The sequence below is a fragment of the Bordetella pertussis 18323 genome (assembly GCF_000306945.1).
In the GTDB taxonomy this organism is placed as follows: Bacteria; Pseudomonadota; Gammaproteobacteria; order Burkholderiales; family Burkholderiaceae_B; genus Bordetella; species Bordetella pertussis.
Window position 1 is genome coordinate 1,420,034 of the sequence record NC_018518.1, and the last position, 26,790, is coordinate 1,446,823.

17 protein-coding genes and 7 pseudogenes are annotated in these 26,790 nt (G+C 67.5%); 18 read left to right on the top strand and 6 right to left on the bottom strand.

What is annotated here, in order from left to right:
* The first annotated feature begins 49 nt into the window (after positions 1 to 49).
* The 11 genes and pseudogenes from BN118_RS06720 to BN118_RS06775 all read left to right on the top strand — a co-directional run bounded on the left by BN118_RS06720 (position 50) and on the right by BN118_RS06775 (position 11,727).
* Complete coding sequence (locus BN118_RS06720) at positions 50 to 1,876, top strand: acyl-CoA dehydrogenase (protein ID WP_003821527.1); 1,827 nt, start codon at positions 50 to 52, stop codon at positions 1,874 to 1,876.
* Between the two features lie 82 nt (positions 1,877 to 1,958).
* Positions 1,959 to 2,600, top strand: coding sequence for a peroxiredoxin (locus BN118_RS06725; RefSeq protein ID WP_014905650.1), 642 nt, complete (start codon positions 1,959 to 1,961; stop codon positions 2,598 to 2,600).
* A gap of 189 nt (positions 2,601 to 2,789) precedes the next feature.
* Positions 2,790 to 3,824 carry a sulfate ABC transporter substrate-binding protein gene (locus tag BN118_RS06730; RefSeq protein WP_003821528.1) on the top strand — a complete coding sequence of 345 codons (1,035 nt, stop codon included), beginning with the start codon at positions 2,790 to 2,792 and terminating at the stop codon, positions 3,822 to 3,824.
* Between the two features lie 15 nt (positions 3,825 to 3,839).
* Positions 3,840 to 4,739 (top strand): annotated as a pseudogene (cysT, locus tag BN118_RS06740) (sulfate ABC transporter permease subunit CysT).
* A pseudogene (cysW, locus tag BN118_RS06745) lies at positions 4,736 to 5,636 on the top strand (sulfate ABC transporter permease subunit CysW). The pseudogenes cysT and cysW overlap by 4 nt, the downstream one beginning before the upstream one ends.
* 24 nt (positions 5,637 to 5,660) lie before the next feature.
* Positions 5,661 to 6,725 (top strand): sulfate/molybdate ABC transporter ATP-binding protein, encoded by a 1,065-nt coding sequence (locus tag BN118_RS06750; protein WP_003821532.1) that lies wholly within the window; start codon positions 5,661 to 5,663, stop codon positions 6,723 to 6,725.
* Positions 6,725 to 7,429, top strand: a pseudogene (locus BN118_RS20705) (phosphoadenylyl-sulfate reductase); the annotation flags it as partial. The gene BN118_RS06750 and the pseudogene BN118_RS20705, both read left to right, overlap by 1 nt.
* Positions 7,430 to 7,492: 63 nt before the next feature.
* The gene (gene cysD / locus BN118_RS20710; RefSeq protein WP_227915041.1) at positions 7,493 to 8,431 is read left to right on the top strand and encodes a sulfate adenylyltransferase subunit CysD; all 939 of its coding nucleotides are present in this window, start codon (positions 7,493 to 7,495) and stop codon (positions 8,429 to 8,431) included.
* Positions 8,432 to 8,483: 52 nt separating this feature from the next.
* Positions 8,484 to 9,730: pseudogene (locus tag BN118_RS06765) on the top strand (sulfate adenylyltransferase subunit 1).
* A gap of 188 nt (positions 9,731 to 9,918) precedes the next feature.
* Positions 9,919 to 11,193, top strand: a complete 1,275-nt coding sequence (locus BN118_RS06770) for a PA0069 family radical SAM protein (RefSeq protein WP_023852693.1) — start codon at positions 9,919 to 9,921, stop codon at positions 11,191 to 11,193.
* 153 nt (positions 11,194 to 11,346) lie between these two features.
* Positions 11,347 to 11,727, top strand: a complete 381-nt coding sequence (locus tag BN118_RS06775; protein ID WP_023852686.1) for a hypothetical protein — start codon at positions 11,347 to 11,349, stop codon at positions 11,725 to 11,727.
* A 7-nt stretch (positions 11,728 to 11,734) separates the two neighbouring features.
* On the opposite strand, the gene BN118_RS06780 is transcribed toward BN118_RS06775, so the two are convergent.
* Positions 11,735 to 12,607, bottom strand: a complete 873-nt coding sequence (locus tag BN118_RS06780; RefSeq protein WP_014905652.1) for a DMT family transporter — start codon at positions 12,605 to 12,607, stop codon at positions 11,735 to 11,737.
* A 307-nt stretch (positions 12,608 to 12,914) separates the two neighbouring features.
* Between BN118_RS06780 and rplS the strand changes: the two genes are divergently transcribed.
* On the top strand, positions 12,915 to 13,295 hold the full coding sequence (rplS, locus tag BN118_RS06785; protein WP_003813315.1) for a 50S ribosomal protein L19: 381 nt from the start codon (positions 12,915 to 12,917) through the stop codon (positions 13,293 to 13,295).
* A 210-nt stretch (positions 13,296 to 13,505) separates the two neighbouring features.
* Positions 13,506 to 14,231, top strand: a complete 726-nt coding sequence (locus BN118_RS06790) for a CoA pyrophosphatase (protein ID WP_003813314.1) — start codon at positions 13,506 to 13,508, stop codon at positions 14,229 to 14,231.
* Between the two features lie 95 nt (positions 14,232 to 14,326).
* On the opposite strand, the gene BN118_RS06795 is transcribed toward BN118_RS06790, so the two are convergent.
* Positions 14,327 to 15,277: an IS481-like element IS481 family transposase gene (locus BN118_RS06795; RefSeq protein ID WP_010930048.1), complete on the bottom strand. Its 951-nt coding sequence runs from the start codon at positions 15,275 to 15,277 to the stop codon at positions 14,327 to 14,329.
* A 104-nt stretch (positions 15,278 to 15,381) separates the two neighbouring features.
* Between BN118_RS06795 and BN118_RS06800 the strand changes: the two genes are divergently transcribed.
* Positions 15,382 to 16,431: an NADP(H)-dependent aldo-keto reductase gene (locus BN118_RS06800; RefSeq protein ID WP_010930118.1), complete on the top strand. Its 1,050-nt coding sequence runs from the start codon at positions 15,382 to 15,384 to the stop codon at positions 16,429 to 16,431.
* A gap of 96 nt (positions 16,432 to 16,527) precedes the next feature.
* Here BN118_RS06800 and BN118_RS06805 read toward each other — a convergent pair whose 3' ends face one another.
* From BN118_RS06805 to BN118_RS06815, 3 genes and pseudogenes are all read right to left on the bottom strand, one after another.
* Entirely contained in the window at positions 16,528 to 17,544 is a 1,017-nt protein-coding gene (locus BN118_RS06805; RefSeq protein ID WP_010930525.1) for an IS110-like element IS1663 family transposase, read from the bottom strand.
* 256 nt (positions 17,545 to 17,800) lie between these two features.
* Positions 17,801 to 18,980: pseudogene (locus BN118_RS06810) on the bottom strand (MFS transporter).
* 72 nt (positions 18,981 to 19,052) lie between these two features.
* Positions 19,053 to 19,625: a chorismate--pyruvate lyase family protein gene (locus tag BN118_RS06815; protein ID WP_010926548.1), complete on the bottom strand. Its 573-nt coding sequence runs from the start codon at positions 19,623 to 19,625 to the stop codon at positions 19,053 to 19,055.
* Positions 19,626 to 19,684: 59 nt separating this feature from the next.
* On the opposite strand from BN118_RS06815, the gene BN118_RS06820 reads away from it, so the two are divergent.
* Entirely contained in the window at positions 19,685 to 20,416 is a 732-nt protein-coding gene (locus tag BN118_RS06820) for a pseudouridine synthase (protein WP_010930119.1), read from the top strand.
* A 51-nt stretch (positions 20,417 to 20,467) separates the two neighbouring features.
* Here the strand turns inward: BN118_RS06820 and BN118_RS06825 are convergent, their stop codons facing one another.
* Positions 20,468 to 21,403: a LysR family transcriptional regulator gene (locus BN118_RS06825; protein ID WP_010930120.1), complete on the bottom strand. Its 936-nt coding sequence runs from the start codon at positions 21,401 to 21,403 to the stop codon at positions 20,468 to 20,470.
* A gap of 232 nt (positions 21,404 to 21,635) precedes the next feature.
* On the opposite strand from BN118_RS06825, the pseudogene BN118_RS06830 reads away from it, so the two are divergent.
* The 3 genes and pseudogenes from BN118_RS06830 to BN118_RS06840 all read left to right on the top strand — a co-directional run.
* A pseudogene (locus tag BN118_RS06830) lies at positions 21,636 to 22,106 on the top strand (biotin/lipoyl-binding protein); the annotation flags it as partial.
* Positions 22,107 to 22,192: 86 nt separating this feature from the next.
* Positions 22,193 to 25,374: pseudogene (locus tag BN118_RS06835) on the top strand (efflux RND transporter permease subunit).
* A complete protein-coding gene (locus BN118_RS06840; protein ID WP_014486063.1) occupies positions 25,371 to 26,753 on the top strand; it encodes an efflux transporter outer membrane subunit in 1,383 nt (460 codons plus the stop codon). Before BN118_RS06835 ends, BN118_RS06840 begins: the two are co-directional and overlap by 4 nt.
* Positions 26,754 to 26,790 lie beyond the last annotated feature (37 nt).

Here is a 26,790-nt window from a genome sequence, read left to right on the forward strand (position 1 = left end):
ATGCCTGGCCGACCTGACCGCCAGCCCGCATCAAGACTACGGAGACAAAATGACTTACGCCACACCGTTGCAGGATTTCCGCTTCGCGCTCAATGAGCTGGCCGGGCTGGAGGAAATCCTGAAACTGCCCGGGTTCGAAGAAGTGACCCCGGACTTGGTGGACGCCATCCTCGAAGAGAACGCGCGCTTCGTGCAGCAGGCCATCGCGCCGCTGAACGTGGCCGGCGATACCAAGCCGCCGGTCTGGAACGACGGCCAGGTGACCACCACGCCGGGTTTCAGCCAGGGTTTCGCGGACTATACGGCGGGGGGCTGGCAAGGCCTGCAGCATCCGCAGAAGTGGGGCGGGCAGGGCCTGCCCAAGGTCGTGGCGGCGCCGGCGGGAGAAAACATCCAGGCGGCCAGCCTGGCGTTTTCGCTGTGCCCCATGCTGACCGACGGCGTGATCGAGGCGCTGCTGACGGTGGGTTCGGAGGCGCAGCGGCAGACCTACGTGCCCAAGCTGATCGGCGGCCAGTGGACCGGCACCATGAACCTGACCGAGCCGCAGGCCGGCTCGGACCTGGCCCAGGTGGCCACGCGCGCGGTGCGGCAGGACGATGGCAGCTACCGCCTGAGCGGCCAGAAGATCTTCATCACCTACGGCGAGCACGACCTGGCCGAGAACATCATCCACCTGGTGCTGGCGCGCACGCCCGATGCGCCGGCCGGGGTCAAGGGGATTTCGCTGTTCATCGTGCCCAAGTACCTGGTCAACGAGGACGGCTCGCGCGGCAAGCGCAACGATGTGTGGTGCGCCTCGCTGGAGCACAAGCTGGGCATCCACGGCAGCCCGACCGCGGTGCTGCTGTACGGCGCGGGCAAGGGCGAGGTGGGCGAGGGCGCGGTGGGCTATCTGGTGGGCGAGGCCAACCGCGGCCTGGAATACATGTTCATCATGATGAATGCCGCGCGCTATTCGGTCGGCCAGCAGGGCATCGGCGTGTCGGAGCGCGCCTATCAGCATGCGCAGGCCTACGCGCGCGAACGCGTGCAGGGGCGCGCCATCGAGGGATCGGCCGCGCCGGTGACGATTGCGCACCACCCCGATGTCCAGCGCATGCTGCTGACCATGCGGGCGCTGACCGAAGCGGCCCGCGCCGTTTCCTACGTAGCGGCCGCTGCGCACGACAAGGGCACGCATCATCCCGACGCCGAGGTGCGCGCCCGCAACCGCGCCTTCTATGAATACCTGGTGCCGATCGTCAAGGGCTTCTCGACCGAGTCGGCCGTGGAAGTGGCGTCGCTGGGCATCCAGGTGCATGGCGGCATGGGTTTCATCGAAGAGACCGGCGCCGCGCAGCATTATCGCGATGCGCGCATCCTGCCCATCTACGAGGGAACGACCGCCATCCAGGCCAACGACCTGGTGGGGCGCAAGACGCTGCGCGACGGCGGGGCCACGGCCCATGCCTCGATCGCGGCAATGCGCGACACCCTCAAGGCGGTGGCGGCCGAGGCGCAGCGCGCCGATACGGCCGACCACACCGCCTTGCGCGTGCTGCGCGACAATTTCGACCAGGCCATCCAGTCCTATGAGGGCGCGGTCGAATTCATTCTGGCGCACGCCGCGTCCAATGTGCGCGCGGTGTATTCGAGCAGCGTGCCTTACCTGATGCTGGCCGGCGTGGTGCACGGCGGCTGGCAGATGGCGCGCGCGGCATTGGCGTGTCGCCGCCATCTGGCGGCCGGGTCCGGCGATGCGTTCCATCGCCATAAATTGGGCACGGCATTGTTCTACGGCGCGCACATCCTGCCGCGCGCCTTGGCCCTGGCGGCGGCGGTGCGCGCCGGCGATGTGGCTGATTCGTGCGGCAGCATGGCTGATATCGCATAAAGTTATATGCCTTACGTATTTCCCCCTAAATAAGTTTGATGCAAGAATCAGAGCGCCACTCAACCTGAAGCAGGAGACGTCAATGGGTCAACTCCGTCTGGGCGATACCGCCCCCGATTTCGAACAAAAATCTTCCATCGGTCCCCTCCGCCTGTACGACTATCTGGGCGACAGCTGGGGCGTGCTGTTTTCGCATCCGGCCGATTTCACGCCGGTCTGCACCACCGAGCTGGGCTACACTGCCAAGCTGGTCGGCGAGTTCGCCAAGCGCAACGTCAAGGTGCTGGCCTTGTCGGTGGATCCGGTCGATTCGCACACCAAGTGGATCGACGACATCAACGACACGCAGTCGACCACGGTCAATTTCCCCATCCTGGCCGACGACGACCGCAAGGTGTCCGAGCTGTACGACATGATCCATCCCAACGCCAACGCCACCCTGACGGTGCGCTCGGTGTTCGTGATCGATCCGGCCAAGAAGGTGCGCCTGACCATCACCTATCCGGCCAGCACCGGCCGCAACTTCGACGAGATCCTGCGCGTGATCGACTCGCTGCAGCTTACCGACAGCCACAGCGTGGCCACGCCGGTCAACTGGAAGGACGGCGAGGACGTGATCATCGTGCCGTCGCTGAAGGACGAAGCCGTCATCAAGGAGAAGTTCCCCAAGGGCTACAAGGCGCTGCGTCCGTATCTGCGCATCACCCCGCAGCCGAACAAGTAAACCGGCCGCTTCGGCGAGAACGCCCCGCAAGGGGCGTTTTTTTTGCCTTGGACGGCCCGGCCGCAAACAGCTTCCCCCACGCCGCGCTTTATGCCCTGAGGCGATGAGCAACCAAAAAATGAGTCGTTCCGTTCAGTAGGAGCGGCCGGCACACTTGCATCCATTCCGATGTTCTCGAAGGAAGCAGGTATGCCACGCAACACAGCAGGTATCCGTGGCGCCATCGTGGCGCTGGCGACGGTTTTCTCGCTCGGCCTGCCATGGGCCGTGCAGGCGCAGGACAAGCAGACGCTGCTCAATGTCTCCTATGACCCCACCCGCGAGCTGTACCGGGCGGTGGACGAGGCCTTCATCAAGGAATACCAGGCCCGCGCCGGCGTGGACCTGACGGTGCGCCAGTCGCACGGCGGTTCGGGCCGCCAGGCGCGTTCGGTGATCGATGGCCTGGATGCCGACGTGGTGACGCTGGCGCTGGCCTACGATATCGACGCCATCGCCGACCGCGGCCTGTTGCCGCAGGACTGGCAGAAACGCCTGCCGCGCAACAGCTCGCCCTATACCTCGACCATCGTGTTCCTGGTGCGCAAGGGCAATCCCAGGCAGATCCACGATTGGGACGACCTGGTCAAGGACGGCGTGCAGGTGATCACGCCCAATCCCAAGACCTCGGGCGGCGCGCGCTGGAATTACCTGGCGGCCTGGGCCTATGCGCTGGCGCGCAACGAGGGCAGCGAAGCCAAGGCGCGCGAATTCGTGGGCCAGTTGCTCAGCCATGTGCCGGTGCTGGATACGGGGGCGCGCGGCTCGACCACCACGTTCGTCGAGCGCGGCGTGGGCGACGTGCTGCTGGCCTGGGAAAACGAGGCCTTCCTGGCGCGCGAGGAGCTGGGGCCGGACAAATTCGACATCGTGGTGCCGTCGCTGTCCATCCTGGCCGAACCGCCTGTCGCCGTGGTGGACAAGGTGGTCGACCGCAAGGGTACCCGCGCCGCCGCGCAGGCCTATCTCGAGTACCTGTATACGCCGGCCGCCCAGGAAATCATCGCCCGCAATTTCTACCGGCCCACCGACGCGGGCGTGGCGGCCAAATACGCCAGCCGGTTTCCCAAGCTGAAGCTGGTGACCATCGACGATCCGATCTTCGGCGGCTGGCGCAAGGCGCAGAAGGATCACTTCAGCGACGGCGGCACCTTCGACCAGGTCTATCAGCCACAGCGGAAATAGCAGGATCCAGCCACCATGTCCCTGGCCATTCCTTCCGGGCCCGCGCCGACGGCGGCGCGGCGCCAGCGCCCCGGCGTATTGCCGGGTTTCGGCATCTCGATGGGATACGCCGTGCTGTACCTCAGCCTGCTGGTGCTGGTGCTGGTGCTGGTGCTGGTGCTGGTGCCGCTGGCGGCCCTGCCGATCAAGAGCCTGGAGCTCGGGTGGGCCGGCTTCTAGGAGACGGTCACCGCGCCCAGGGTGGTGGCCTCGTATCGCCTGACGTTCGGGGCGTCGCTGCTGGCGGCGCTGGTCAACCTGGTGTTCGGCACCATCGTTGCCTGGGTGCTGGTGCGCTACCGCTTCCCTGGCAAGAAGATCGTCGACGTCCTGGTGGACCTGCCGTTCGCGCTGCCCACCGCCGTGGCCGGCATCGCGCTGACAGCGCTCTATTCGGCCAACGGCTGGCTGGGCGCGCCGCTGCAGCGCTGGTTCGACCTGAAGGTGGCGTTCACCCCGCTGGGCATCGTGGTGGCGCTGATCTTCATCGGCGTGCCATTCGTGGTGCGTACGGTGCAGCCGGTGCTGGAAGATGTCGAGCGCGAACTGGAGGAGGCCGCGGCCAGCCTGGGCGCGGGCCGCTGGCAGACCATACGTCGCGTGCTGCTGCCCGCGCTGCTGCCGGCCTTGCTGACCGGCTTCGCGCTGGCCTTCGCGCGCGCCATCGGCGAGTACGGCTCGGTGGTGTTCATCGCCGGCAACATGCCCATGATTTCGGAGATCACCCCCTTGCTGATCATTTCCAAGCTGGAGCAGTACGACTACGCCGGCGCCGCGGCCATCGCCACCGTCATGCTGGCGCTGTCGTTCGCCTTGCTGCTGGTCATCAATCTGTTGCAGGGCTGGCAGACGCGCCGTGGCGGGAGGCAGCCATGAGCCCGGCCGATGACCGGCCCGCCCACCTGACCGAGCCGCGCTGGGTGCGCGCGCTGCTGCTGGGCGCGGCGCTGGCGTTCCTGACGCTGTTCCTGCTGGTGCCGCTGGCCGGCGGTGTTCACCGAGGCCTTGCGCAAGGGGTGGCAGCTGTACCTGGCCGCCATCGTCGAGCCCGATGCCTGGTCGGCCATCCGGCTGACCCTGCTGGTGGCCGCCATCGCGCTGCCGGTGAACCTGGTGTTCGGCGTGGCGGCGGCCTGGGCGGTCACCAAGTTCCAGTTTCGCGGCAAGCAGTTGCTGATCACCCTGATCGACCTGCCGTTCTCGGTTTCGCCGGTGGTGGCCGGCATGGTGTTCGTGCTGCTGTTCGGGTCGCAAGGCTGGTTCGGCCCCTGGTTGCAGGACCATGACTGGAAGATCGTGTATGCGGTGCCCGGCGTGATCCTGGCGACGCTGTTCGTCACGTTCCCGTTCATCGCCCGCGAGCTGATCCCGCTGATGCAGGCGCAGGGCAGCGAGGAAGAGCAGGCCGCGCTGACGCTGGGCGCCAGCGGCTGGCAGATCTTCTGGCGCGTCACGCTGCCCAATATCAAGTGGGGCCTGCTGTATGGCGCCATCCTGTGCAATGCCCGCGCCATGGGCGAGTTCGGCGCGGTCTCGGTCGTGTCCGGGCAGGTCCGCGGCCTGACCAACACGATGACCTTGCACGTCGAGATTCTCTACAACGAGTACCAGTTCGCGGCGGCCTTCGCCGTGGCGTCGCTGCTGGCCCTGCTGGCGCTGGTGACGCTGGCGGCCAAGCAGGTCGTCGAATGGCGCAACCAGCGGTTGTCGCCGCGGCAGGCCGAGGCGCCCGTGCATGCGGGCGCGCTGGCGGTGCGGCCGGCGGCAGCCTGAGCGCCGTTTACCAGGAGACGATTCATGAGTATCGAAGTTCGCGGTCTGTCCAAGCGGTTCGGCGCATTCCGGGCGCTCGACGAGGTCTCGCTGCATATCGAGACGGGCGAGCTGGTGGCACTGCTCGGGCCATCGGGCTGCGGCAAGACCACCCTGCTGCGCATCATCGCCGGGTTGGAGTCGGCCGATGCCGGCAGCGTGCTGTTCGCCGGCGAAGATGCCACCGAAGTGGACGTGCGGCAACGCCAGGTCGGCTTCGTGTTCCAGCATTACGCGTTGTTCAAGCACATGACGGTGTTCGAGAACGTGGCCTTCGGCCTGCGCGTGCGGCACCGTTCGCAGCGCCCCTCGGAGGCGCGGATCCGCGCCAAGGTGCTCGACCTGCTGGGGCTGGTGCAGCTGGACTGGCTGGCCGACCGCTATCCGGCCCAGCTCTCCGGCGGGCAGCGCCAGCGGATTGCCCTGGCGCGCGCCCTGGCCGTCGAGCCGCGCGTGCTGCTGCTGGACGAGCCGTTCGGCGCGCTGGACGCCAAGGTGCGCAAGGAGCTGCGCCGCTGGCTGCGCCGGCTGCACGACGAGCTGCATGTGGCCAGCGTCTTCGTCACCCACGACCAGGAGGAAGCCCTGGAAGTGGCCGACCGCGTCGTTCTGATGAACGCCGGACGCATCGAGCAAGTGGGCTCGCCGCGCGAGGTCTGGGAGCGGCCGGCCACGCCATTCGTGTACGGCTTCCTGGGCGACGTCAACCAGCTGCATGGCCATGCCACGCGCGGCGTGTGGCGCCTGGGCGAGGTGGCGCTGCCGGCGCCGGACCTGCCCGAGGCCGACAACCAGCGCGCCATCGCCTATGTGCGTCCGCACGATATCGACCTGGCCCGCGCGGGCACGGCCGCTCCCGGCATCCCGGTGCGCCTGAACCACGTGTACCTGGCCGGACCCAGCGCCTACCTCGAACTGGCGCGCCAGGACGATCAGGCCATCATCGAGGCGCAAGTGCCTGAACCGCTGTTCCGCAGCCTGGGCCTCAAGGAGGGCGAGGCGCTGCTGGCCCAGCCGCGCCGCGCGCGCGTTTTCGCGGTGCAGCCATGATGGCGGCCCGTCCCCTCGCCGCCATCGCCGGCCTGACGGCCGCCGCCGCCGCCCGCTGGCACGACCTGCAGTCGCTCCTGGCGATCATCGCGCGGCAGTATCCCGACGCGGCGCTGGCTTCCTCGCTGGCCGCCGAAGACATGGTGCTGACCCACGCCATCTATGCCGGCGGGCTGGACCTGGAGGTGTTCACCCTGGATACGGGCCGGCTGCATACCGAGACCCTCGGCGTGCTGGACGCGGTGGCCACGCGCTACGGGCGCGCCATCACGGTTTACCGGCCCGACGCCGCCGCGGTGCAGGCGCATGTGGACGCGCACGGCATGCACGCCTTCTATGAAAGCGTGGCGTTGCGCAAGGCCTGCTGCGAAATCCGCAAGGTCGAGCCTTTGCGCCGCGCGCTGGCCGGGCGCGGCGCCTGGATCACCGGGCAGCGCCGCGCGCAATCGGCCACCCGCGGCGAACTGCCCGACGAGGAGCGCGACCCCGTGTTCGGCCTCTACAAGTTCAACCCGCTGGCGGCGTGGAACGAGGCCGATGTGTGGAGCGTCATTCGCGCGCTGGGCATCCCGTACAACCCGCTGCACGACCAGGGCTACCCGTCCATCGGCTGCGAACCCTGTACGCGCGCCGTCCGCCCGGGCGAGGACGTGCGGGCCGGCCGTTGGTGGTGGGAATCGTCGGACTCGAAGGAATGCGGCCTGCATGCCGGCAACCGGGTCATCCAGATCGAGGCCCGGCTGCCTGAGGCCCGGATTGCTACAGACATCGATAACGCAGACAGAAAGGAAACGCCAATGAGCGCCGTCATGACCCGCAGCCATCTCGACTGGCTCGAATCCGAAGCGATCTTCATCCTGCGCGAGGTCGCGGCCGAATGCGCCCGGCCCGCGCTGCTGTTTTCCGGCGGCAAGGACTCGGTCGTCCTGCTGCGGCTGGCCGAGAAGGCCTTTCGTCCGGGCAGGTTCCCGTTCCCCTTGCTGCACATCGACACCGGGCACAACTACGACGAGGTGATCTCCTTCCGCGACGCCCGCGCCGCAGAACTGGGCGAGACGCTGCTGGTGCGCAGCGTCGAGGATTCGATCGCCCGCGGCAGCGTGGCGTTGCGGCGCGAAACCGACTCGCGCAACGCCGCCCAGGCCGTGACCCTGCTGGAGGCGATCGAGGAGCTGGGGCTGGATGCCTGCATCGGCGGAGCCCGGCGCGACGAGGAAAAGGCGCGCGCCAAGGAACGCATCTTTTCCTTCCGCGACGAGTTCGGCCAATGGGACCCCAAGGCCCAGCGCCCGGAACTCTGGAACCTGTTCAACACCCGCGTGCACCGGGGCGAAAACATGTGGGTGTTCCCGATTTCCAACTGGACCGAACTGGATGTGTGGCAGTACATCCAGCGCGAGCGCCTGGCGCTGCCGTCGATCTACTACAGCCATACCCGCGAGGTGGTGCGGCGCAAGGGGTTGCTGGTGCCGGTCACGCGCCTGACGCCGCCGGCGAAGGGCGAAACCGTCGAGCAGCTGGCCGTGCGTTTCCGCACCGTGGGCGATATCTCGTGCACCTGCCCGGTGGCCTCCGATGCGGCCGATCCGGCTGCCATCATCGCCGAGACCGCGGTCACCGACATCACCGAGCGCGGCGCCACCCGGATGGACGACCAGACCTCCGAGGCGTCGATGGAACGCCGCAAACGCGAAGGCTACTTCTGAGCCGGCCCGCACCTGAACACCGGCGCGCCTGGCGCGCCCACTGGGGACATGCATGAACGCTTTGAACGATTCTTTCCTGGCCGGCGCCGACAACGGCGTGCTGCGGCTGATCACCGCCGGTTCGGTCGACGACGGCAAGTCGACGCTGATCGGCCGACTGCTGTACGACAGCAAGGGCGTCTTCGCCGACCAGCTCGACGCCATCTCGCGCGCCAAGCACAAGCGCGTGGCCGGCGACGGCATCGATTTCTCGCTGCTGACCGACGGCCTGGAGGCCGAGCGCGAGCAGGGCATCACCATCGATGTGGCCTACCGCTATTTTTCGACACCCTTGCGCAAGTTCATCATCGCCGACGCGCCGGGCCACGAGCAGTACACGCGCAACATGGTGACCGGGGCGTCCACCGCCGATGCCGCCATCATCCTGGTCGACGCGACGCGACGCGGGCGGCCGACGGGCGGCTGCTGGCCCAGACCAAGCGCCACAGCGCCATCGCGCGCCTGCTGGGCATCAAGCACATCGTGGTCGCCGTCAACAAGATGGATCTGGTCGATTGGGACCGGGCCGTGTTCGAGCGCATCGGCGCCGCCTATGGCGAGCTGGCGCGCCGGCTGGCGCTGCCGGCGTTCCACATCCTGCCGTTGTCGGCGCTGCACGGCGACAACGTCGTCAACCTGTCGCCGCACTCGCCCTGGTACGAAGGGCAGCCCTTGCTGACGCTGCTCGAAGGGCTGGACCTGGCGGGAGACGGCCGCGATCTGCCATTGCGCGTACCGGTGCAATGGGTGGCGCGCCACGGCGGCGAACGGGCCGACGATTTTCGCGGCTACGCCGGCCGCGTGGCCAGCGGCGTGTTGCGTCCGGGCGACGAGGTGGTGGTGCAGCCGTCCGGGGTGCGCGCGCGCGTGCAGCGGGTGCTGGCCTTCGACGGCGAACTGCAGGAGGCGGTCAGTGGCGACTCGGTCACGTTGATCCTGGATCGCGATGTCGATGTCTCGCGCGGCGATGTGCTGGCGCATGCGCAGCCGCTCAATCCCGCGCGCCGCTATCTGCTCAAGCATGGCACGCGGCTGACTTCGGCGAAGATCAGCGCGGTGCACACGCGGCGCGACATCCATGAGCTGCAGGAGGTGCCCAATGCCGATGGCGTCTTGCACATGAACGACATCGGCCGCGTGTCGCTGCTGACGCGCGAGGCCTTGGCGACCGATCCGTACGCCGCGATCGCGGCCACCGGCGCGTTCATCCTGATCGACGAGGCCACGCACCAGACGGCTGCCGCGGGCATGCTCGAATAGGCGGCCGCCAGGCCCCCGGCAGGCTGTTGTTTTTAATCCAAACCCTTGCTGGGCGCGGTTCTCCGGGCGATTTCCAAAGGATGAAATGATTTCCCCGGACGGCGCCGCCGTCTTGGGGTAAATTCGATGCATGGCTCGCAAGGGCTGCGGGGCTTGCCAAAAGTACTGTGTTTTTGTACAGTGCATTCATGGCAAGCACCGAACATTCTTTTTCCGCCGGTTTTGGGTCCCCGGCTGCCGCCCCCGCCGCCTTGCGCGGTCGGGGTGCGGTTACTAATGTTCCGCATCGCTTCCAGCAAGCCGACCGGGTCCGCGTCGACGACGGCTGGGCCAATCCCGACTACACCGCAGGTTCCGACGCCGCCGCGCTTCCCTCTGTCGCCGAGGCGCTCGGGCAGGGCGGGCGGCGGGCCATCCCCATCGCCGTCGAGGGCGCTGATGCGTCACCGAATACTTGCGCCCAGGCGCCGGCCCCGCGCACCATCGTGCAGGCCGAAGAAGCCCGCAAGATGCTCTCGCGCAACGACTCCCCCGACATCCCGTTCGACGTGGCGGCCAACCCCTATCGGGGCTGCGAGCACGGCTGCGTGTACTGCTACGCGCGGCCCACGCATGCCTACCTGGGCTATTCGCCGGGGCTCGACTTCGAAACCCGGCTGGTGGCCAAGGCCAACGCGGTCGCCGCGCTGCGCGCCGAGCTGGCCCGTCCGGGCTACCGCGCATCGCCCATCAACATCGGTTCGGCCACCGACGCCTACCAGCCCATCGAGCGTACCTGGCGCCTGACGCGCGGCATGCTCGAACTGCTGCTGCAAACCCGCCACCCGCTTACCGTCGTTACCAAGAACGCCCTGGTCGAGCGCGACCTCGACCTGCTGCAGGACCTGGCGCGCCAGAAGCTGGTCACGGTATTCGTCAGCATCACCACGCTGGATGCCGCCATGGCCCGCACGCTGGAACCGCGCGCCTCGGCGCCGTACCGCCGGCTGCAAACGGTGCGCACCCTGGCGCAGGCCGGCGTGCCGGTGGGTGTGCTGGTGGCGCCTGTCATCCCGTTCATCAACGACGAATCCCTCGAGCACATCCTGCAGGAGGCCAGCGCGGCTGGCGCCTGCTACGCCAGCTACACCGTGCTGCGCCTGCCCTGGGAAGTGAAAGAGGTCTTCGAAACCTGGCTGCAGGCGCATTTTCCGGATCGCGCCCAGCGTGTGCTGCACCGTATCGAAGATCTGCGCAACGGCCGGCGCAACGATACGGCCTTTGGTTCGCGCATGCGCGGTACCGGCATCTGGGCCGATTTGCTGCGCCAGCGTTTTGCGTTGGCCACGCGCAAGCTGGACCTGAACCGCCACCGTCCCGAACTCGACACGCATCGTTTCGTCCCGCCGCTCGAGCCCGGCTTGCCGCCGGCCCGCGGCCGGCGCGAGGCGCGTGCCCAGCCGGGGCAGCTGGCCTTGTTTTAGCGGCGCGTCGCCGCAGGCGCCTGGCGCCGCCGCGACGTTGCCAGTGGTAGGGGGCCGCGCCCGTCGCGGCAGTGGTTTGACATGCATTCGCGGCGTGGTCCGCGAAGAGCCGGGGCCTCGGGGCCCGCCGGCTTCAACACCAGGAGAGTCGACATGACTATCGCTACGACGCTTGACGCTGCAACATCCTTGCCGACGGCCGTGCCCGGTCGCACCTTGGGCGCGCTGCGCCGCCTGGCGCGCGCATGGGCCGGCGCGGCGGTACCGCAGCGCAAATGGCCGTTTCCGCCGACGCCGCCGGGCCAGGCGCAGCCTTGCACGCCCTGCACAGACAGCCAGCCCCGGTCCGTCCAGGCCGTCCAGCCTGCGCAGGCCCGGGCGCTTCACGCCCAGGCCGAACTCAGCGGCGCGGCCACGCAAGCCGCCACGCAAGTATTGAGCACCAAGGCCAAGATCATCGACGTGCTGCTGGTGGCGGTCTGGGGCGCCATGATTCCGGCGCTGATGTGGCTGGGCGCGGCTGGCGGGTTCTGAGCCGGGGTCAGCTCGAACCCAGCAGCACCACGCCGGCCAGGATGGCCAGGCAGCCAGCCAGTCGGCCTATGCCTACTTTTTCCCGTAGCAGGAACATTCCCGCCAGTGTGCCCAGCATCATCGACATTTCGCGGGCCGGGGCAACCAGGCTGAGCGGCGCGCCATTGCGCAGCGCGTACAGCACCAGGATGTAGCCCAGCGGCGACAGGACGCCCACCGCAATGGCAAGGTGCCAATAGCCGCGCATGGCCGGCCAATATTGGGCGCGCCGGCGCAGCACGTGAGGCGTCATCATCAGGGTGCGGGTGGCACAGGTGAACCAGTCGAACAGCACCGGCATGATCAGCAGTATCTTGACGCCATAGGCGTCCACCACGGTGTAGGCGGCGATGAATAGGCCGATCACCACCCCCCAGCGCACGCCAATCCAGGCCTGCGCCTGCCGGAACATGCCCAGTCGGCCTTGCGTGGCAATCAGCAGTACGCCGCCGACCACGCACAGCATGCCGGCAATACCGGTGGTGGTGGCCGGCTCGCTCAGCAGCGTGAAGGCGCCCATGGTCGAGAGCAGCGGGCCCGTACCGCGCGCGATCGGGTATACGACAGACAGATCGGCGACCTGGTAGCCGCGTTGCAGGCACAGGCTGTAGCCTAGATGCAACATACTGGACGCCAGGATGCATAGCACCACCGGCCAGCTCCAGACCATTCCGTCGTGCGCCAGCACCCAGATCACCCAGGGGGCATACAGTATGGTTGCCGCCAGGCCATAGGCAAAGACGAACATGGGGCCGACCATCGCGGCGCGCTTGGCAAGCAGATTCCAGGCCGCATGGGCCATGGCAGCCAGTACTACCAAAATAAGGGACGTATACGACATTACGTTGGGATGTGTCCGCGAGGGCGGGGCCGAGTCCTGGTGTATATGGGCTGGCTGTGCCGCTAGAGTAACGTAAACAGGGCCGGAGGGTGGCAGCCCGCAGCCCTGTCCATGCTTTTGATGTAGAATGCTGGGTTTGCCAAACCTCATCCTCTGCTTGCGGAAACCCAATAGCCGTTGCCTGGTTGCGGCATCCGGCGGTAGCCATACCGACGGAGCGGCAGGCGCCACTTGTGGCGCATGACAGGCGACGGACAAGAAATCCTGGCAAATACCGTCCGCAAGGCAAGATGATCAAGGAGTTCTCGTGAACCTCATCGCTATCCTGGAACAGGAAGAAATTGCTCGCCTTACCGGCGGCAATGCCGTAACCGAATTTGCTCCCGGCGACACCGTCGTGGTCAGCGTCAACGTTGTCGAAGGCACCCGCAAGCGCGTTCAGGCTTTCGAAGGCGTGGTCATCGCCAAGCGCAACCGCGGCCTGAACTCGTCGTTCATCGTGCGCAAGATCTCGTCGGGCGAAGCCGTGGAACGTACGTTCCAGCTGTACTCGCCGCAGATCGCCGGCATCGAAGTCAAGCGCCGCGGCGACGTGCGCCGCGCCAAGCTGTACTACCTGCGCAGCCGCTCGGGCAAGTCCGCACGCATCAAGGAAAAGCTGGTTCTCAAGAAAGCCAAGTCGGCTTGATCGAGACCGGAGCCGTGTCCGGCATGCAAACGTCGACGCGTTTGTGTCTGGCACGGCTTTCCGCAATAAAAGGGCACCCGCAAGGGTGTCCTTTTATTGCGAAAAGATATCTGGAAGAAAGCCTTTTCAGAGTAAAAGGGCACCCGCAAGGGTGCCTTTTTGCATGGCGGGGTTACTCTTGCAGCTGCCTAGTTTCTTTTTCGTTGCCGCATGTCTGACTCTGCTCCTTCTCGTCCACGCCGCACGCCAGTGCGTCCGCTCTTCGATCCCATGGCGCAGCCTTGGGAAACCGCCAATCAGGGGCTGGCCCGCGTGGACGAACGCCTGCTGACGCCGCCCGAGCTGCGCTCCAGCCTGCGCCCGGCCGATCACTGGCGGCTCGATCCCTTGTGCGCGGCGGAGCCGCGCGCGCCCGGCCGGGAAGGCAGTCTGGTGGCCGCGGCGGTATTGATCCCCCTGGTCATGCGGGCCGATGGCGTGCGCGTCATGCTGACCCAGCGCGCCGCGCACCTGCACGACCACGCCGGCCAGGTCAGCTTCCCGGGCGGGCGTATCGAAGTCAGCGATGCCACGCCGGTGGCCGCCGCGTTGCGCGAGGCCCAGGAGGAAACCGGCCTGCCGGTGCAGCAAGTGGAAGTGCTGGGCAGCATGCCCCAGTATTTCACCGCTACGGGCTTTGCCATCACGCCGGTGGTCTCGCTGGTGCAGCCCGATTTCGAGCTGGCGCCCGATGCGTTCGAAGTGGCCGAGGTGTTCGAGGTGCCGCTGTCGTTTCTCATGGACCCGGCCAATCATCGGCTGTACCGCGCCGCGCTGCCCGATGGCTATGTGCGCCAATACTATGCGATGCCATGGCAGCGCTATTTCATCTGGGGCGCCACCGCGGGCATGCTGCGCAATCTGTATCAGACGGTGCGCGAGGCGCTGCCGGGTTGACCCCGCCAGCGGGAGTAATATTCCCGATCAGTACGGCGCGCCGTGGCGCGCCTTTTTTCATCCCGGCGCAGGGCGCCTCGCAGTCTGGACAGGATCTAGCTGTGAACTGTCAATAGGTTGTATTCGTCCAGGTTGAGTCTGGAGATGGGTACAGCGCGCCCGATGCCTTGGTGGGGTCGATGCCAGTTGTAGTGGTGTAGCCAGGATTTCATGGCATCGGCTCGGTGTTGGGAGTTCTGGTAGGTGTGAGCGTAAGCCCACTCACGCAAGGCCGACTGGATGAAGCGTTCGGCCTTGCCATTGGTCTGTGGGCGGTAAGGTCGGGTAAAGCGGTGCTTGATGCCCAGCTCATGGCACAGCGCGGCGAAGGCGCGGCTGCGAAAGGCCGAGCCATTGTCGGTGAGCAAGCGCTGGATGGTCACGCCCAGGCGCTGGTAGTAGGCCACTGCGTCCTTGAGGAACTGGACGGCGCTGGGGAAGCGCTCGTCGGGGTGGATGTCGGTGAAGGCCACGCGGGCGTGGTCATCGATGGCCACGAAGACGAAGTCCCAGCCGGCCCCCTCAACGGTATCGCGTCGGTTGCCCGTGACCCGGTGGCCAGGGCGCTGGATACGTCCCAGCTTCTTGATGTCGATGTGCAGCAGATCGCCGGGGGCCTGATGCTCGTAGCGCACCACCGGCTCGGCCGGCTCCAGGTCGGCCAGGTGCGACAGACCGGCGCGGGCCAGGACGCGGCTGACGGTGCTGGCTGACACGCCCAGCGCCTGGGCGATGCGCGCTTGGGTCAGCCGCTTGCGGCGCAGCTCCACGATAGCCAGCGCCTTGGCCGGCGCAATCGCTCGGGGCGAGACCGTCGGGCGCGAGGACGCATCGGCCAAGCCCGCCTGGCCCTGAGCCAGGAAGCGGCCCAGCCATTTGCGCACAGTCGGCGCGGTGACCCCATAGGCGCGGGCCGCTTCAGACACACAAACTTGATGGGCGATCAATTGCTGGACCATTTCGAGTCGACGTAGGAAGGTCAATCGGGCATGCTTATGGGTGTTCATCCGGCCGGGCTCCTTGAGTGAACTGGGGGGGTGGCGATTTCCAGTTTCTCAAATCCGGTTCGGATGAACCATGCATACAACCTATTGAATCTTCACATCTAGCCGTGAAATACCGCAAACTCGGACACACCGATCTCGACGTCAGCCTCATCGGCCTGGGCACCATGACCTGGGGCGAGCAGAACACCGAGGCGCAGGCTCACGAACAGTTGGACTATGCGCTGGCGCACGGCATCAACCTGGTCGACGCCGCCGAGATGTATCCCGTGCCGCCCAAGCCGGAAACCCAGGGACGCACCGAAAGCTGCATCGGCAGCTGGCTGGCCCGGACCGGACGGCGCCACGAGGTGGTCCTGGCCAGCAAGGCGGCTGGTCCGGTGCGCGACGCCAAGCGCCCCAGCCATATCCGCGACGGCAAGACCTTTCTCGACCGCAAGAACCTGACACAGGCGCTGGACGCCAGCCTCAAGCGCCTGCAGACCGATTACCTGGACCTCTACCAGCTGCACTGGCCCGATCGCACCACCAATACTTTCGGCAAGCTGGCCTACCCGTGGGTGGACGACGCCCACACCGTACCGATCGAAGAGACGCTTGAGGTGTTGCAGGATTTCGTGCGCGCGGGCAAGGTGCGCCATGTCGGCCTGTCCAACGAAACCCCGTGGGGCGTGGCGCGTTTCCTGCAGGCAGCCGAGAAGCACGGGCTGCCCAAGGTGGCCACGATCCAGAACCCGTACAACCTGCTCAACCGCATCTTCGAGATCGGCCTGGCCGAGTTCAGCCACCGCGAAGGCGTCGGGCTGCTGGCCTACTCGCCGCTGGCCATGGGTATCCTGTCGGGCAAGTACCTCGACGGGGCGCGCCCGGAGGGCTCGCGGCTCGCGCTGTTCACGCGGTTTACCCGCTACAGCAACCCGCAGGCCGAAGCCGCGGCGCGCGACTACGTGATGCTGGCGCGCGACCACGGCCTGGCGCCGGCGCAGATGGCGCTGGCCTGGGTCAACCAGCGTCCGTTCGTAAGCAGCAACCTGATGGGCGCGACCACGCTGGCGCAGTTGAAGGAAAACATCGAGAGCGTCGAGGTCACCCTGTCGGACGAGGTGCTGCAAGGCATCGAGGCCATCCACGCGCGCCAGCCCAATCCGGCGCCGTAAGGGGGCGGAAGTCGGCAGGCGCCTGTCCGCGTAGGGACAGGCGCCCCGGGAGTCGGCAGGTGCCTGTCCCCGTGGGGACAGATACCGTCTTGGCAGTCAACCGTTCATGGCGTAATTGGGCTGGTAGGGGATGCGGTTTTTGAGGACCCCGAAGCACAGATGCACCAGTTTTCTCATGGCCGCGCCCAGCGCGGCCTTTTTGCTTTTTCCTGCTTTGAGCAGGCGCTGGTAAAGGGCGCGGATGTGGGGGTTGTGGCGGGTCCCAACCAGGGCCGCCATGTATAACGTGGCGCGCACCTGGGAGGGGCCGGCTTTGGACAGGCGTGCGCAGCTGTTCAGACTGCTGCCGGATTGGCGCTGCACAGGGACCACCCCGAGATAGGCGGCCAGGCTCTGGGCGGAGTCGATATGCCGATTGTGCATGACGGCCAGGATGGCGTTGCCGGCCTGAGGCCCGATGGCGGGGATGGAGTTCAGCAGCTCGCAGTCTTGCTTGAGGTCGGGGTGGTTGTCGATGTGCTGATCGATCGCCCGCTCGATTTGTTTGATCTGTTCGCGCAAGAACGCGATGGCCTTGTCGATGGAACCATCGACCAAGGGCGCCGAGGGGCTGAACTGGCTCTTCTCTTTGCGATTGAGCTCACGCAACAGATCCTTGCTCAGCGCCTCGCGTCGCGTCAACAAGGCGCGCAGTTGACGCGCATGCAAGGGCGCCGGGTGCCACAGCGCCGGGCTCAGCGTCTGTCCATAGCGAGCCAGCACGTAGCTGTCGAGCGCATCATTTTTGGAGCGCAGCGCCAAGGCCTTGGCAAAGTCCCGGGCCTGGGCGGGATTGACCAAAGAGACCCGGACCTGGGGCAGCGCCGTGGCCGCTTGCTCGTGATACAGACCCGTAGGCTCCAGGATGGCGTGCAACTGCGCCGGCTGTGCGCCGTGTTTGGCGCACCACGCCAGCAGGGCTTGTACGCCCGCGGCGGTGTTGACCACCACCTTGGTCTTACGCTTGTCAGCCTCAGCCGTCAGCAACGTGCAATCCAGCTTGGCCTTTGATACATCAATACCTATGAAAACATGGACTTGGCCTCCTGCAGATAACAAACTGCTGTCAGCCACTGCGCCCACTTGCCTTGTACATACAGGGTCCTCGCCCTACGATACCGTCCAGTGTCTCGCCGGCCCAGCAGTGCGCTGCCGAGCCGCTATCTGTCCCACAAAGTCCTCGCTTTGGGCACCAACTCGCGGTCATCGGCGTGCGGTGGTGATAGCTAATCACCACCGGAGGAAAGATACAAGGCACCCCTGCCGCAGCGGGGACAGGCACCCTTGCCGCAGCGGTGACAGGCACCCGGGGCAGCCACGGCGCGCCGGATCAGCCGCGCGCCTTGCGTCCTTGCCAGGCCAGAAGCAGCAGGACGGCGGCGGGCAGGACCGTCAGATTGACCATGGACCAGCCGCCATGGGCCAGCAGCTGGCCGGACGAGAACGAGGCGGCGGCCACGCAGCCGAATACCAGCAGGTCGTTGAGCGCCTGGACGCGCAGGCGTTCGTGCGGCTCGCAACAGTCGGCCAGCATGGCTGGTGGCGCCGATGAAGCCGAGGTTCCAGCCCACGCCCAGCAGGACCAGCACGGCCCAGAAATGCGGCACGCTCAGGCCGGTCAGCGAGACGCCGGCCGCGGCCAGCATCAGCGCCAGGCCCAGCGCGGTGACCGGCAGCTTGCCGAAACGCTCGATCAGCCGGCCGGTGACGAAGCTGGGGGCATACATGGCCAGCACATGCCATTGGATGCCCAGGGCGGCGGCGGCGACGCTGTGGCCGCAGTCGACCATGGCCAGCGGGGCGGCGGTCATGACCAGGCTCATCAAGCCGAACGACACCACGCCGGCCGCGGCCGCGATGATGAAGCGCGGCGTGCGCGCGATGCGCGCCAGGGGCCGGCCGGCCTGCGCCGCGGCCAGGCCCACCGGCACCGCGCGCAGCCGGCTGACGACGCCCAGCGCCAGCAGCGCCAGCGCGGCCTGCGAGACGAAGCTGCCGGCAAAGGGCGCGGCGGGCCACAGGTTGCGGGTCCAGATGGCGGCATTGGTGCCCAGCACCGCCGCCACCAGGCCGGCGCTCATGATGGCCGAAATGGCGCGCGGCCGGTGCTCGGGGCGGACCCCGTCGGTGACGGCGTGGCGGTAGCTCTGCACGTAGGCGCCGTACAGGCCGGCCAGCGCCGTGCCGGTACAGAACAGCGCGAACCGGCCGCTCCAGATGCCCCAGGCGGCCAGCAGGCCGCCCAGCAGGCCCAGCAAGGCGCCCAACTGGTAGCCGCCGCGCCGGCCGCGGCGGCGCATCATGGCGGCCGCGGGCAGGATGCCGGCGGCCAGGCCGAGGTTGTACAGGCTGACCGGCAGCGTCGCCAGCCCCGGGTCGCCGGCCAGCATCTGGCCCACCAGCCCGCCCATCGAGATGACGATGGCCGGGCTGGCCCCGCCCAGCGCCTGCGCGCAGCTGAGCAGGCGCGTGTTGCGGCGGATATTCGGCGATTCGGCGGTCGTGGTCATGGGCACCTGGCGCGAACAGGGCGCGGCAGGCCGCCGCGCAACCCTGATTCTGCGTCAAAACCGCCGGCGGCGTCAGCGCGGCGCGACGGGCGCGCGCGCCAGCGACCAGAAGGCGGGCAGGAAGCACTCGGCCACCAGCAGCGGCTGGCCGGCGCGCCAGAAGGCGGAGCGGCGCGCCCACAGCGCCGGCTCGGGGCCGCCGGCCGGCGCGCGCGCGATGGCGGTGGCATGGAAGGGCACGCCGGCGGCCAGCCGGCGGCATACGAAGACCGAGCGATGGATGCCGGGATCGTGGTACAGCATGTCGGCCAGCGGGCGCGTCAGCAGGCGCCGCATGCCCTGCCAGACGCCATGCGAGGCGCGCAGCGGCGTGAGGCTGCGCGCCACGACGCTGTCCACGCCGTCGATCGACATCAGCACTTCGCGCACCCAGACCGGGCTTTGCGCGGCGATGCGCATGCCGTCGGCCTCGTCGCGGGGCGCGCCGGTCGGGTACTCGGCCAGCACGCGCAGGCGTACGTGGCCCAGCTGGCGCAGGCCGGCGGTGAGCGCGCCGGGACGGAACAGCCAATACTTGCGCAAGGGATCCAGCGTCGAGGGCGCGGCGGGCAGCCAGCCGCGCGCAAGGGGAATGGGGGTGGTCATGGCTGTGTATTATGCCAAGCCGGCGCGGCGCCCGTGAGGCAGGCTCTACAATACGCGCCATGGAAAAAGTACGCATCTCCAAGCTGATGTCCGAGCGCGGGCTTTGTTCGCGCCGCGAGGCCGACAGCTATATCGAACGGGGCTGGGTGCGCGTCGACGGCGTGGTGGTGTCCGAGCTGGGCGCACGCGCCTTGCCCGATCAGGTCATCACCCTGGAGCGCGCCGCGGCCGCGCGCCAGACCGCGCGTGTCACCATCTTGCTGCACAAGCCCGTGGGCTATGTATCGGGACAGGCCGAGAAAGGCTACACCCCGGCGGTGGCGCTGATCGACGCGCGCTCGCGCTATGCGGGCGACCGCGCGCCCCAGCGCTTCGAGCGCGGCCAGCTGCAAGGGCTGGCCGTGGCCGGGCGGCTCGACATCGACTCGCAGGGCTTGCTGGTCCTCACGCAGGATGGCCGTATCGCCAAGAAGCTGATCGGCGAAGACTCCGAGGTCGACAAGGAATACCTGGTGCGGGTGCAGGGCCGCCTGTCCGAGGCGGGGCTGGCGCTGCTCAACCACGGCCTGTCGCTGGACGGCAAGCCATTGCGCCCCGCCCAGGTGCGCTGGCAGAACGCCGACCAGCTGCGGTTCGTGCTGCGCGAGGGCAAGAAACGCCAGATTCGCCGCATGTGCGAACTGGTGGGGCTGCGGGTGGTGGGCTTGAAACGGGTGCGCATCGGCCGGGTGTCGCTGGGCGACCTGCCGGCGGGCCAATGGCGCTATCTGCGCGCCGACGAACGCTTCTGAGCGACGTAACCGTTTCAGTCGATTTCCAAGCGGCCGCCGCCGGCCCGGCGATTAACGCAAATTTAAAAACGCCGGGTTATTCTGGCCTGCCAGTGTCTTGTTGCTCAGACGCTCCATCAGGAATTCCACGAAGATGCGGGTCTTGGCCGGCAGCATGCGGGTGTCCGTGACCGCGTAGACCGGGAACGGCCCGGCCAGCCAATCGGGCAAGATGCGCTTGAGACGGCCCGATTCGATGTCTTCGCGCACGTTGCCCATGGGCGCCAGGATCGCGATGCCGGCGCCCAGCGTGGCCAGGTTGCGCACCATCGACACGCTGTTGACCGAAAAGCGGTTGCCCGGGGTGATCTCGACGTGGCGCTCGCCGCTGTTCAGGGGCCAGCGCGTGACGCGGCCCGTGCCGGCGCGGAACTGAATGCATTCGTGGCGGGGCAGGTCATCGGGGTGTTGCGGTTCGCCGTGGCGCGCCAGGTAATCGGGCGACGCATACAGGTGGGCCGGCAGCACGCCCAGCAGGCGGGCGATGTGGGTGGAGTCGGGCAGATCGCCGATTTCGATCGACACATCGCAGGTCTGGAAAACCCGCTCGGCGTGCTCGGGGCTGGCCAGGTCCAGGTAGAAGGTGACCTCGGGGTAGCGGCGCGAGAACTCCGTGAACGCCTCGGACAGGAAGTCGGTGCCGAAGTCGGCCGGCATGTTCACGCGCAGCGGACCGGACGGCGTCTCGACCAGGTTCTGCAGCTCTTCATGGGCGATGCGGGCTTCGGCCACGATGCGCTGGCAGCGCTCGAAGTAAAGCTGCCCGGCTTCGGTCAGCTCGACCCGGCGCGTGGTACGGCTGAGCAGCCTCAGGCCGACCGAACGCTCCAGTTCGGCCACCTGGCGCGACAGGGTGGATTTGGGAATGGCCAGGTTCTCGGCGGCGCGGCCGAAGCTGAGCGTCCTGGCCACTTCGACGAAGAGTTCCATGCCTTGCAAACGGTTCATGGCGGATGGTGAGAGGGCGGAATATGAAATTGTCCCATATTTGGAATGATGTTTTCGAAAACAAGTTGTTTGTTTCCACCGCGGGATAACGCAAAATGCTCGTTTTGCAGCGCAGCACCAAGCCGGCCGGCAAACCCGCATGGCGGAGGCGGTGTGTTTCCTTTTATGCGTTGTGGCGCGCAACGGGTGCGCACAGGCATCCCGGCGCTTGGTTTGAATGGAAAGGCAAGCTATGAAGAATAACTATCTGGTCGGGCGCGGCATCGCCGCGCTTTCCTTGGCGGCATTGACCCTGACGCTGGCCGCATGCGGCAAGGAACAGCAGGCGGCGCAGGAAGGCGGGCAACCGCAGGTCGGGGTGGTCACCCTGAAAACCCAGTCGGTGGCGCTGTCCAGCGAATTGCCTGGCCGCACCGCCGCCTACCGCATCGCCGAAGTGCGTCCGCAGGTCAGCGGCATCGTCCAGAAGCGCCTGTTCACCGAAGGCGGCGAAGTCGCCGCCGGCCAGCAGCTCTACCAGATCGATCCGGCGCTGTACCAGGCCGAGGTCGACAGCCGGCGGGCCGCGCTGGCGCGCGTCCAGGCGCAGCTGAAGACCGCCACCTTGCTGGTGCAGCGCTACAAGCCGCTGGTCGATACGCGGGCGGTCAGCCGGCAGGCCTACGATGACGCGGTCGCCGCGCGCGACCAGGCCTCGGCCGACGCGCCGAGGTCAAGGCGGCCGAATGGAGTCCGCCCGCATCCAAGGCCGCCGCGCAACCGGCCGCCGCGAAGTAAGGGAGTTCCCGCATGGCAAAGTTTTTCATCGACAGGCCGGTGTTCGCCTGGGTGATCGCGATTGTGCTGATGATGGCCGGCGCGCTCTCCATCCTGAGCCTGCCGGTCGCGCAATATCCGAACATCGCGCCGCCCGCCATCAGCATCAACGTGACCTATCCTGGCGCCTCGGCTCAGACCGTGCAGGACACGGTGGTGCAGGTCATCGAGCAGCAGATGAACGGCATCGACAACCTGCAGTACATCTCGTCGGAAAGCAATTCCGACGGCAGCATGTCGATCACGCTCACGTTCTCGCAGGGCACCAACCCGGATACGGCGCAGGTGCAGGTGCAGAACAAGCTGGCGGTGGCCCAGCCGCTGCTGCCGCTGGAAGTGCAGCAGCAGGGCATCCGCGTCACCAAGGCCACCAAGAACTTCCTGATCGTCGCCGGCTTCGTGTCCACCGACGGCACCATGGACAAGTCCGACCTGGCCGACTACGTGGCCTCGTACATCCAGGACCCGATCAGCCGCACGCCCGGCGTGGGCAACTTCCAGCTGTTCGGCGCGCCATACGCCATGCGCATATGGATCAGCCCCGAGAAACTGGTCAATTTCGGCCTGACCGCCTCCGACGTCACCACCGCGATCCGCGAGCAGAACGTGCAGGTCTCGTCCGGGCAGCTGGGCGGCCAGCCGGCGGTGCGCGGCCAGCAGCTCAACGCCACGGTGATCGGACCGTCGCGGCTGCAGACCCCGGAAGCCTTCGGCCGCATCCTGCTCAAGGTCAATAGGGACGGCTCGCAGGTGCGCCTGAAGGACGTGGCCAGCATCGAGCTGGGCGCGCAGACGTACGCCATCGACAGCTACTACAACGGCAAGCCCGCCTCGGGCCTGGCCATCAAGCTGGCCAGCGGCGCCAACGCGCTCGATACCGCCCAGGCGGTGCGCGAGACCATCAACGGCCTCAAGCCGTACTTCCCGCCGGGCATGGACGTGGTGTATCCGTACGACACCACCCCGTTCGTCAGCCTGTCGATCGAGGGCGTGGTCAAGACGCTGTTCGAAGCGGTGCTGCTGGTCTTCCTGGTGATGTACCTGTTCCTGCAGAACGTGCGCGCCACGCTCATCCCCCACGCTGGCCGTGCCGGTGGTGCTGCTGGGCACGTTCGGGGTGCTGGCGGCGTTCGGCTATTCGATCAACACGCTGACCATGTTCGGCATGGTGCTGGCCATCGGCCTGCTGGTCGACGACGCCATCGTGGTGGTCGAGAACGTCGAGCGCGTGATGGCCGAGGAGGGACTGTCGCCCAGGCAGGCCACCCGCAAGTCGATGGGGCAGATCACCGGCGCGCTGATCGGTATCGCCATGGTGCTGGCGGCGGTGTTCGTGCCCATGGCGTTCTTCGGCGGTTCCACCGGGGTGATCTATCGCCAGTTCTCCATCACCATTGTTTCGTCCATGGTGCTGTCGGTGGTGGTGGCCATTGTCTTCACGCCGGCGCTGTGCGCCACCATGCTCAAACCCATTCCGAAGGGCCACCATGGCTCCAAGAAGGGCTTTTTCGGCTGGTTCAACCGCACCTTCGAGCGTTCCAGCCAGGCCTATGCCAACAACGTGGCCCGCAGCATGGGGCGCACCAAGCGCCTGTTGCTGATCTACGTGGTGATCCTGCTGGGCATGGCCTGGATGTTCATGCGCATTCCCACCGCGTTCCTGCCGGACGAAGACCAGGGCATCCTGTTCGCCCAGGTGCAGGCGCCGGCCGGCGCCACCAGCGAGCGCACCCAGGCCACCATCGACGCGGCGGTCAAGTACCTGCTGGAAGACGAGAAGGAATCGGTGGCCTCGGTGTTCGCGGTCAACGGCTTCAGCTTCGGCGGCCGCGGGCAGAACGCCGCCATCCTGTTCATCAAGCTGCGCGACTGGAACGAACGCAAGGGCGCCGAGCACCGCGCCGCCGCGGTGGCCGCGCGCGCCAATGCCAAGTTCCGCGCCGAGTTGCGCGACGCGCAGGCGGCCGTGTTCGCGCCGCCCGCGGTGATGGAGCTGGGCAACGCCACCGGCTTCGACTTCCAGCTGCAGGACCGCGCCGGCGTCGGCCACGAAAAGCTGCTGGCGGCGCGCAACCAGCTGCTGCAAGAGGCCGGCGCAAGCCCCATGCTGGTGGCCGTGCGCCCCAACGGCATCGAGGACGCGCCGCAGTACCAGCTGGACATCGACCGCGAGAAGGCGCGCGCGCTCGGCGTGTCGATCACCGAGATCAACAACACGCTCGCCACCGCCTGGGGCTCGTCCTACGTCAATGATTTCATCGACCGCGGCCGGGTCAAGAAGGTGTTCGTGCAGGGCGAGGCATCGTCGCGCATGCTGCCGCAGGACCTGGACAAATGGTACGTGCGCAACAACGCGGGCGACATGGTGCCGTTCTCGGCCTTCTCGTCGGCGCAATGGACCTTCGGGCCGCAGAAGCTGAACCGCTACAACGGCGTGCCGTCGTACAACATCCAGGGCCAGGCCGCGCCGGGCTACAGCTCGGGCGACGCCATGGCCGAGATGGAGCGGCTGGCCGACAAGCTGCCGCTGGGCATCGGCTACGACTGGACCGGCCTGTCGTTCGAGGAGCGCCTGTCGGGCGCGCAGGCGCCCGCGCTGTACGCGATCTCGCTGATCGTGGTGTTCCTGTGCCTGGCCGCGCTCTATGAAAGCTGGAGCATTCCCACCGCGGTGATGCTGGTGGTGCCGCTGGGCGTGGTGGGGGGCCTTGCTGGCCACCATGACGCGGGGCCTGTCCAACGACGTGTACTTCCAGGTGGAGCTGCTGACCACCATCGGGCTGGCCGCCAAGAACGCCATCCTGATCGTGGAGTTCGCCAAGGAGCACTACGAGGAGGGCGCCAGCCTGACCGAGGCGGCGGTGCACGCCGCGCGCCAGCGCCTGCGCCCCATCCTGATGACGTCGCTGGCGTTCATCCTGGGCGTGGTGCCGCTGGCCATCTCCACGGGCGCCGGCTCGGGCAGCCAGAACGCCATCGGCACGGGCGTGATCGGCGGCATGCTGACCGGCACCTTCCTGGCGATCTTCTTCGTGCCCCTGTTCTTTGTCCTTACCCTGCGCCTGTTCAAGGTCAAGCGCGCCTCGGAGAACCGCGAGGACGACGACCCGCATGGCGGCGCCCAGCCAGCCACGCACGGAGGACAGCCGCAATGAAACCTGTCGTCATGAGAACCTTGTTGTCCCTTGCCGTGGCCACGGCCCTGGCCGGCTGCTCGCTGGCGCCCACCTACGAGCGCCCGCAGGCGCCGGTCGACGCGGCCTATCCGTCCGGCCCGGCCTACGGCGCGCCGGGCCAGGCCGCCGCGGGCGCGCCGGCCGCCGCCGACGTGGGCTGGCGCGACTTCTTCGGCGACCCGCTGCTGCAGGAGCTGCTGGCGCTGTCGCTGGCCAACAACCGCGACCTGCGGGTCGCCGCGCTCAACGTGGAGGCGGCGCGCCTCAACCCGAGCGGACAGGCCGGCATCAGCCGCAGCTACCAGGTCGGTGCCAGCCTGTCGACCTGGGAGCTGGACCTGTTCGGGCGCATCCGCAGCCTCAGCGAACAGGCGCTGCAGCTCTATCTGGCCCAGGACGAAACGCGCCTGGCCACCCAGCTGACGCTGGTGGCCGAGACCGCCAACGCCTACCTGACCCTGCGCGCCGACCAGGAACTGCTGGCGCTGACGCGCCAGACGCTGGCGGCCCAGCAGGAGTCGTACAAGCTGACCCGCCAGAGCTACGACCTGGGCGTGGCGACCGAGCTGGACCTGAGCCAGGCCGAGATTTCGCTGCGCACCGCCGAGCGCAATCTGTCGCAGTACACGCGCATGGCGGCGCAGGACCGCAACGCGCTGGTGCTGCTGGTGGGCCAGCCGCTGCCGGCCGGCATCGGCGCGCAGCTGGACCAGGCCGTGGCGCTGCCCGACGGCGTGGTCCTGGCCGACCTGCCGGCGGGCCTGCCGTCGGATCTGCTCGCGCGCCGGCCGGATATCCGCGCGGCGGAGCACCAGCTGCAAGCCGCCAACGCCAGCATCGGCGCGGCGCGCGCGGCGTTCTTCCCGCGCATCAGCCTGACCGGCTCGGCCGGCACGGCCAGCGCCAGCCTGGGCGGCCTGTTCGATGCCGGGTCGGGGGCCTGGAGTTTCGCGCCGCAGATCAGCGTGCCGATCTTCGCGGGCGGGGCGCTGCGCGCCAGCCTGGACCTGGCCAAGATCCAGAAGGACATCGGCATCGCGCGCTACGAGCAGGCCATCCAGAGCGGGTTCCGCGAGGTCTCCGACGCGCTGGCCGGCCGCGGCACATTGCAGGAGCAGATCCGGTCGCAGGAACTGCTGGTGCAGGCCAACCAGCGCGCCTACGACCTGTCGCAGCAGCGTTACCAGCAGGGCATCGACAACTATCTCAGCGTGCTGGATTCGCAGCGTTCGCTGTATACGGCGCAGCAGACGCTGGTCGAGACGCGGCTGGCGCGCCTGTCCAACCTGATCCAGCTCTACAAGGCGCTGGGCGGCGGCTGGTCCGAGCGCACGGTGGCGGCGGCGCAGGCCGGCTGATCGCGCGCGGCCGTCCAAAACAGACAGGCCGGCAAGA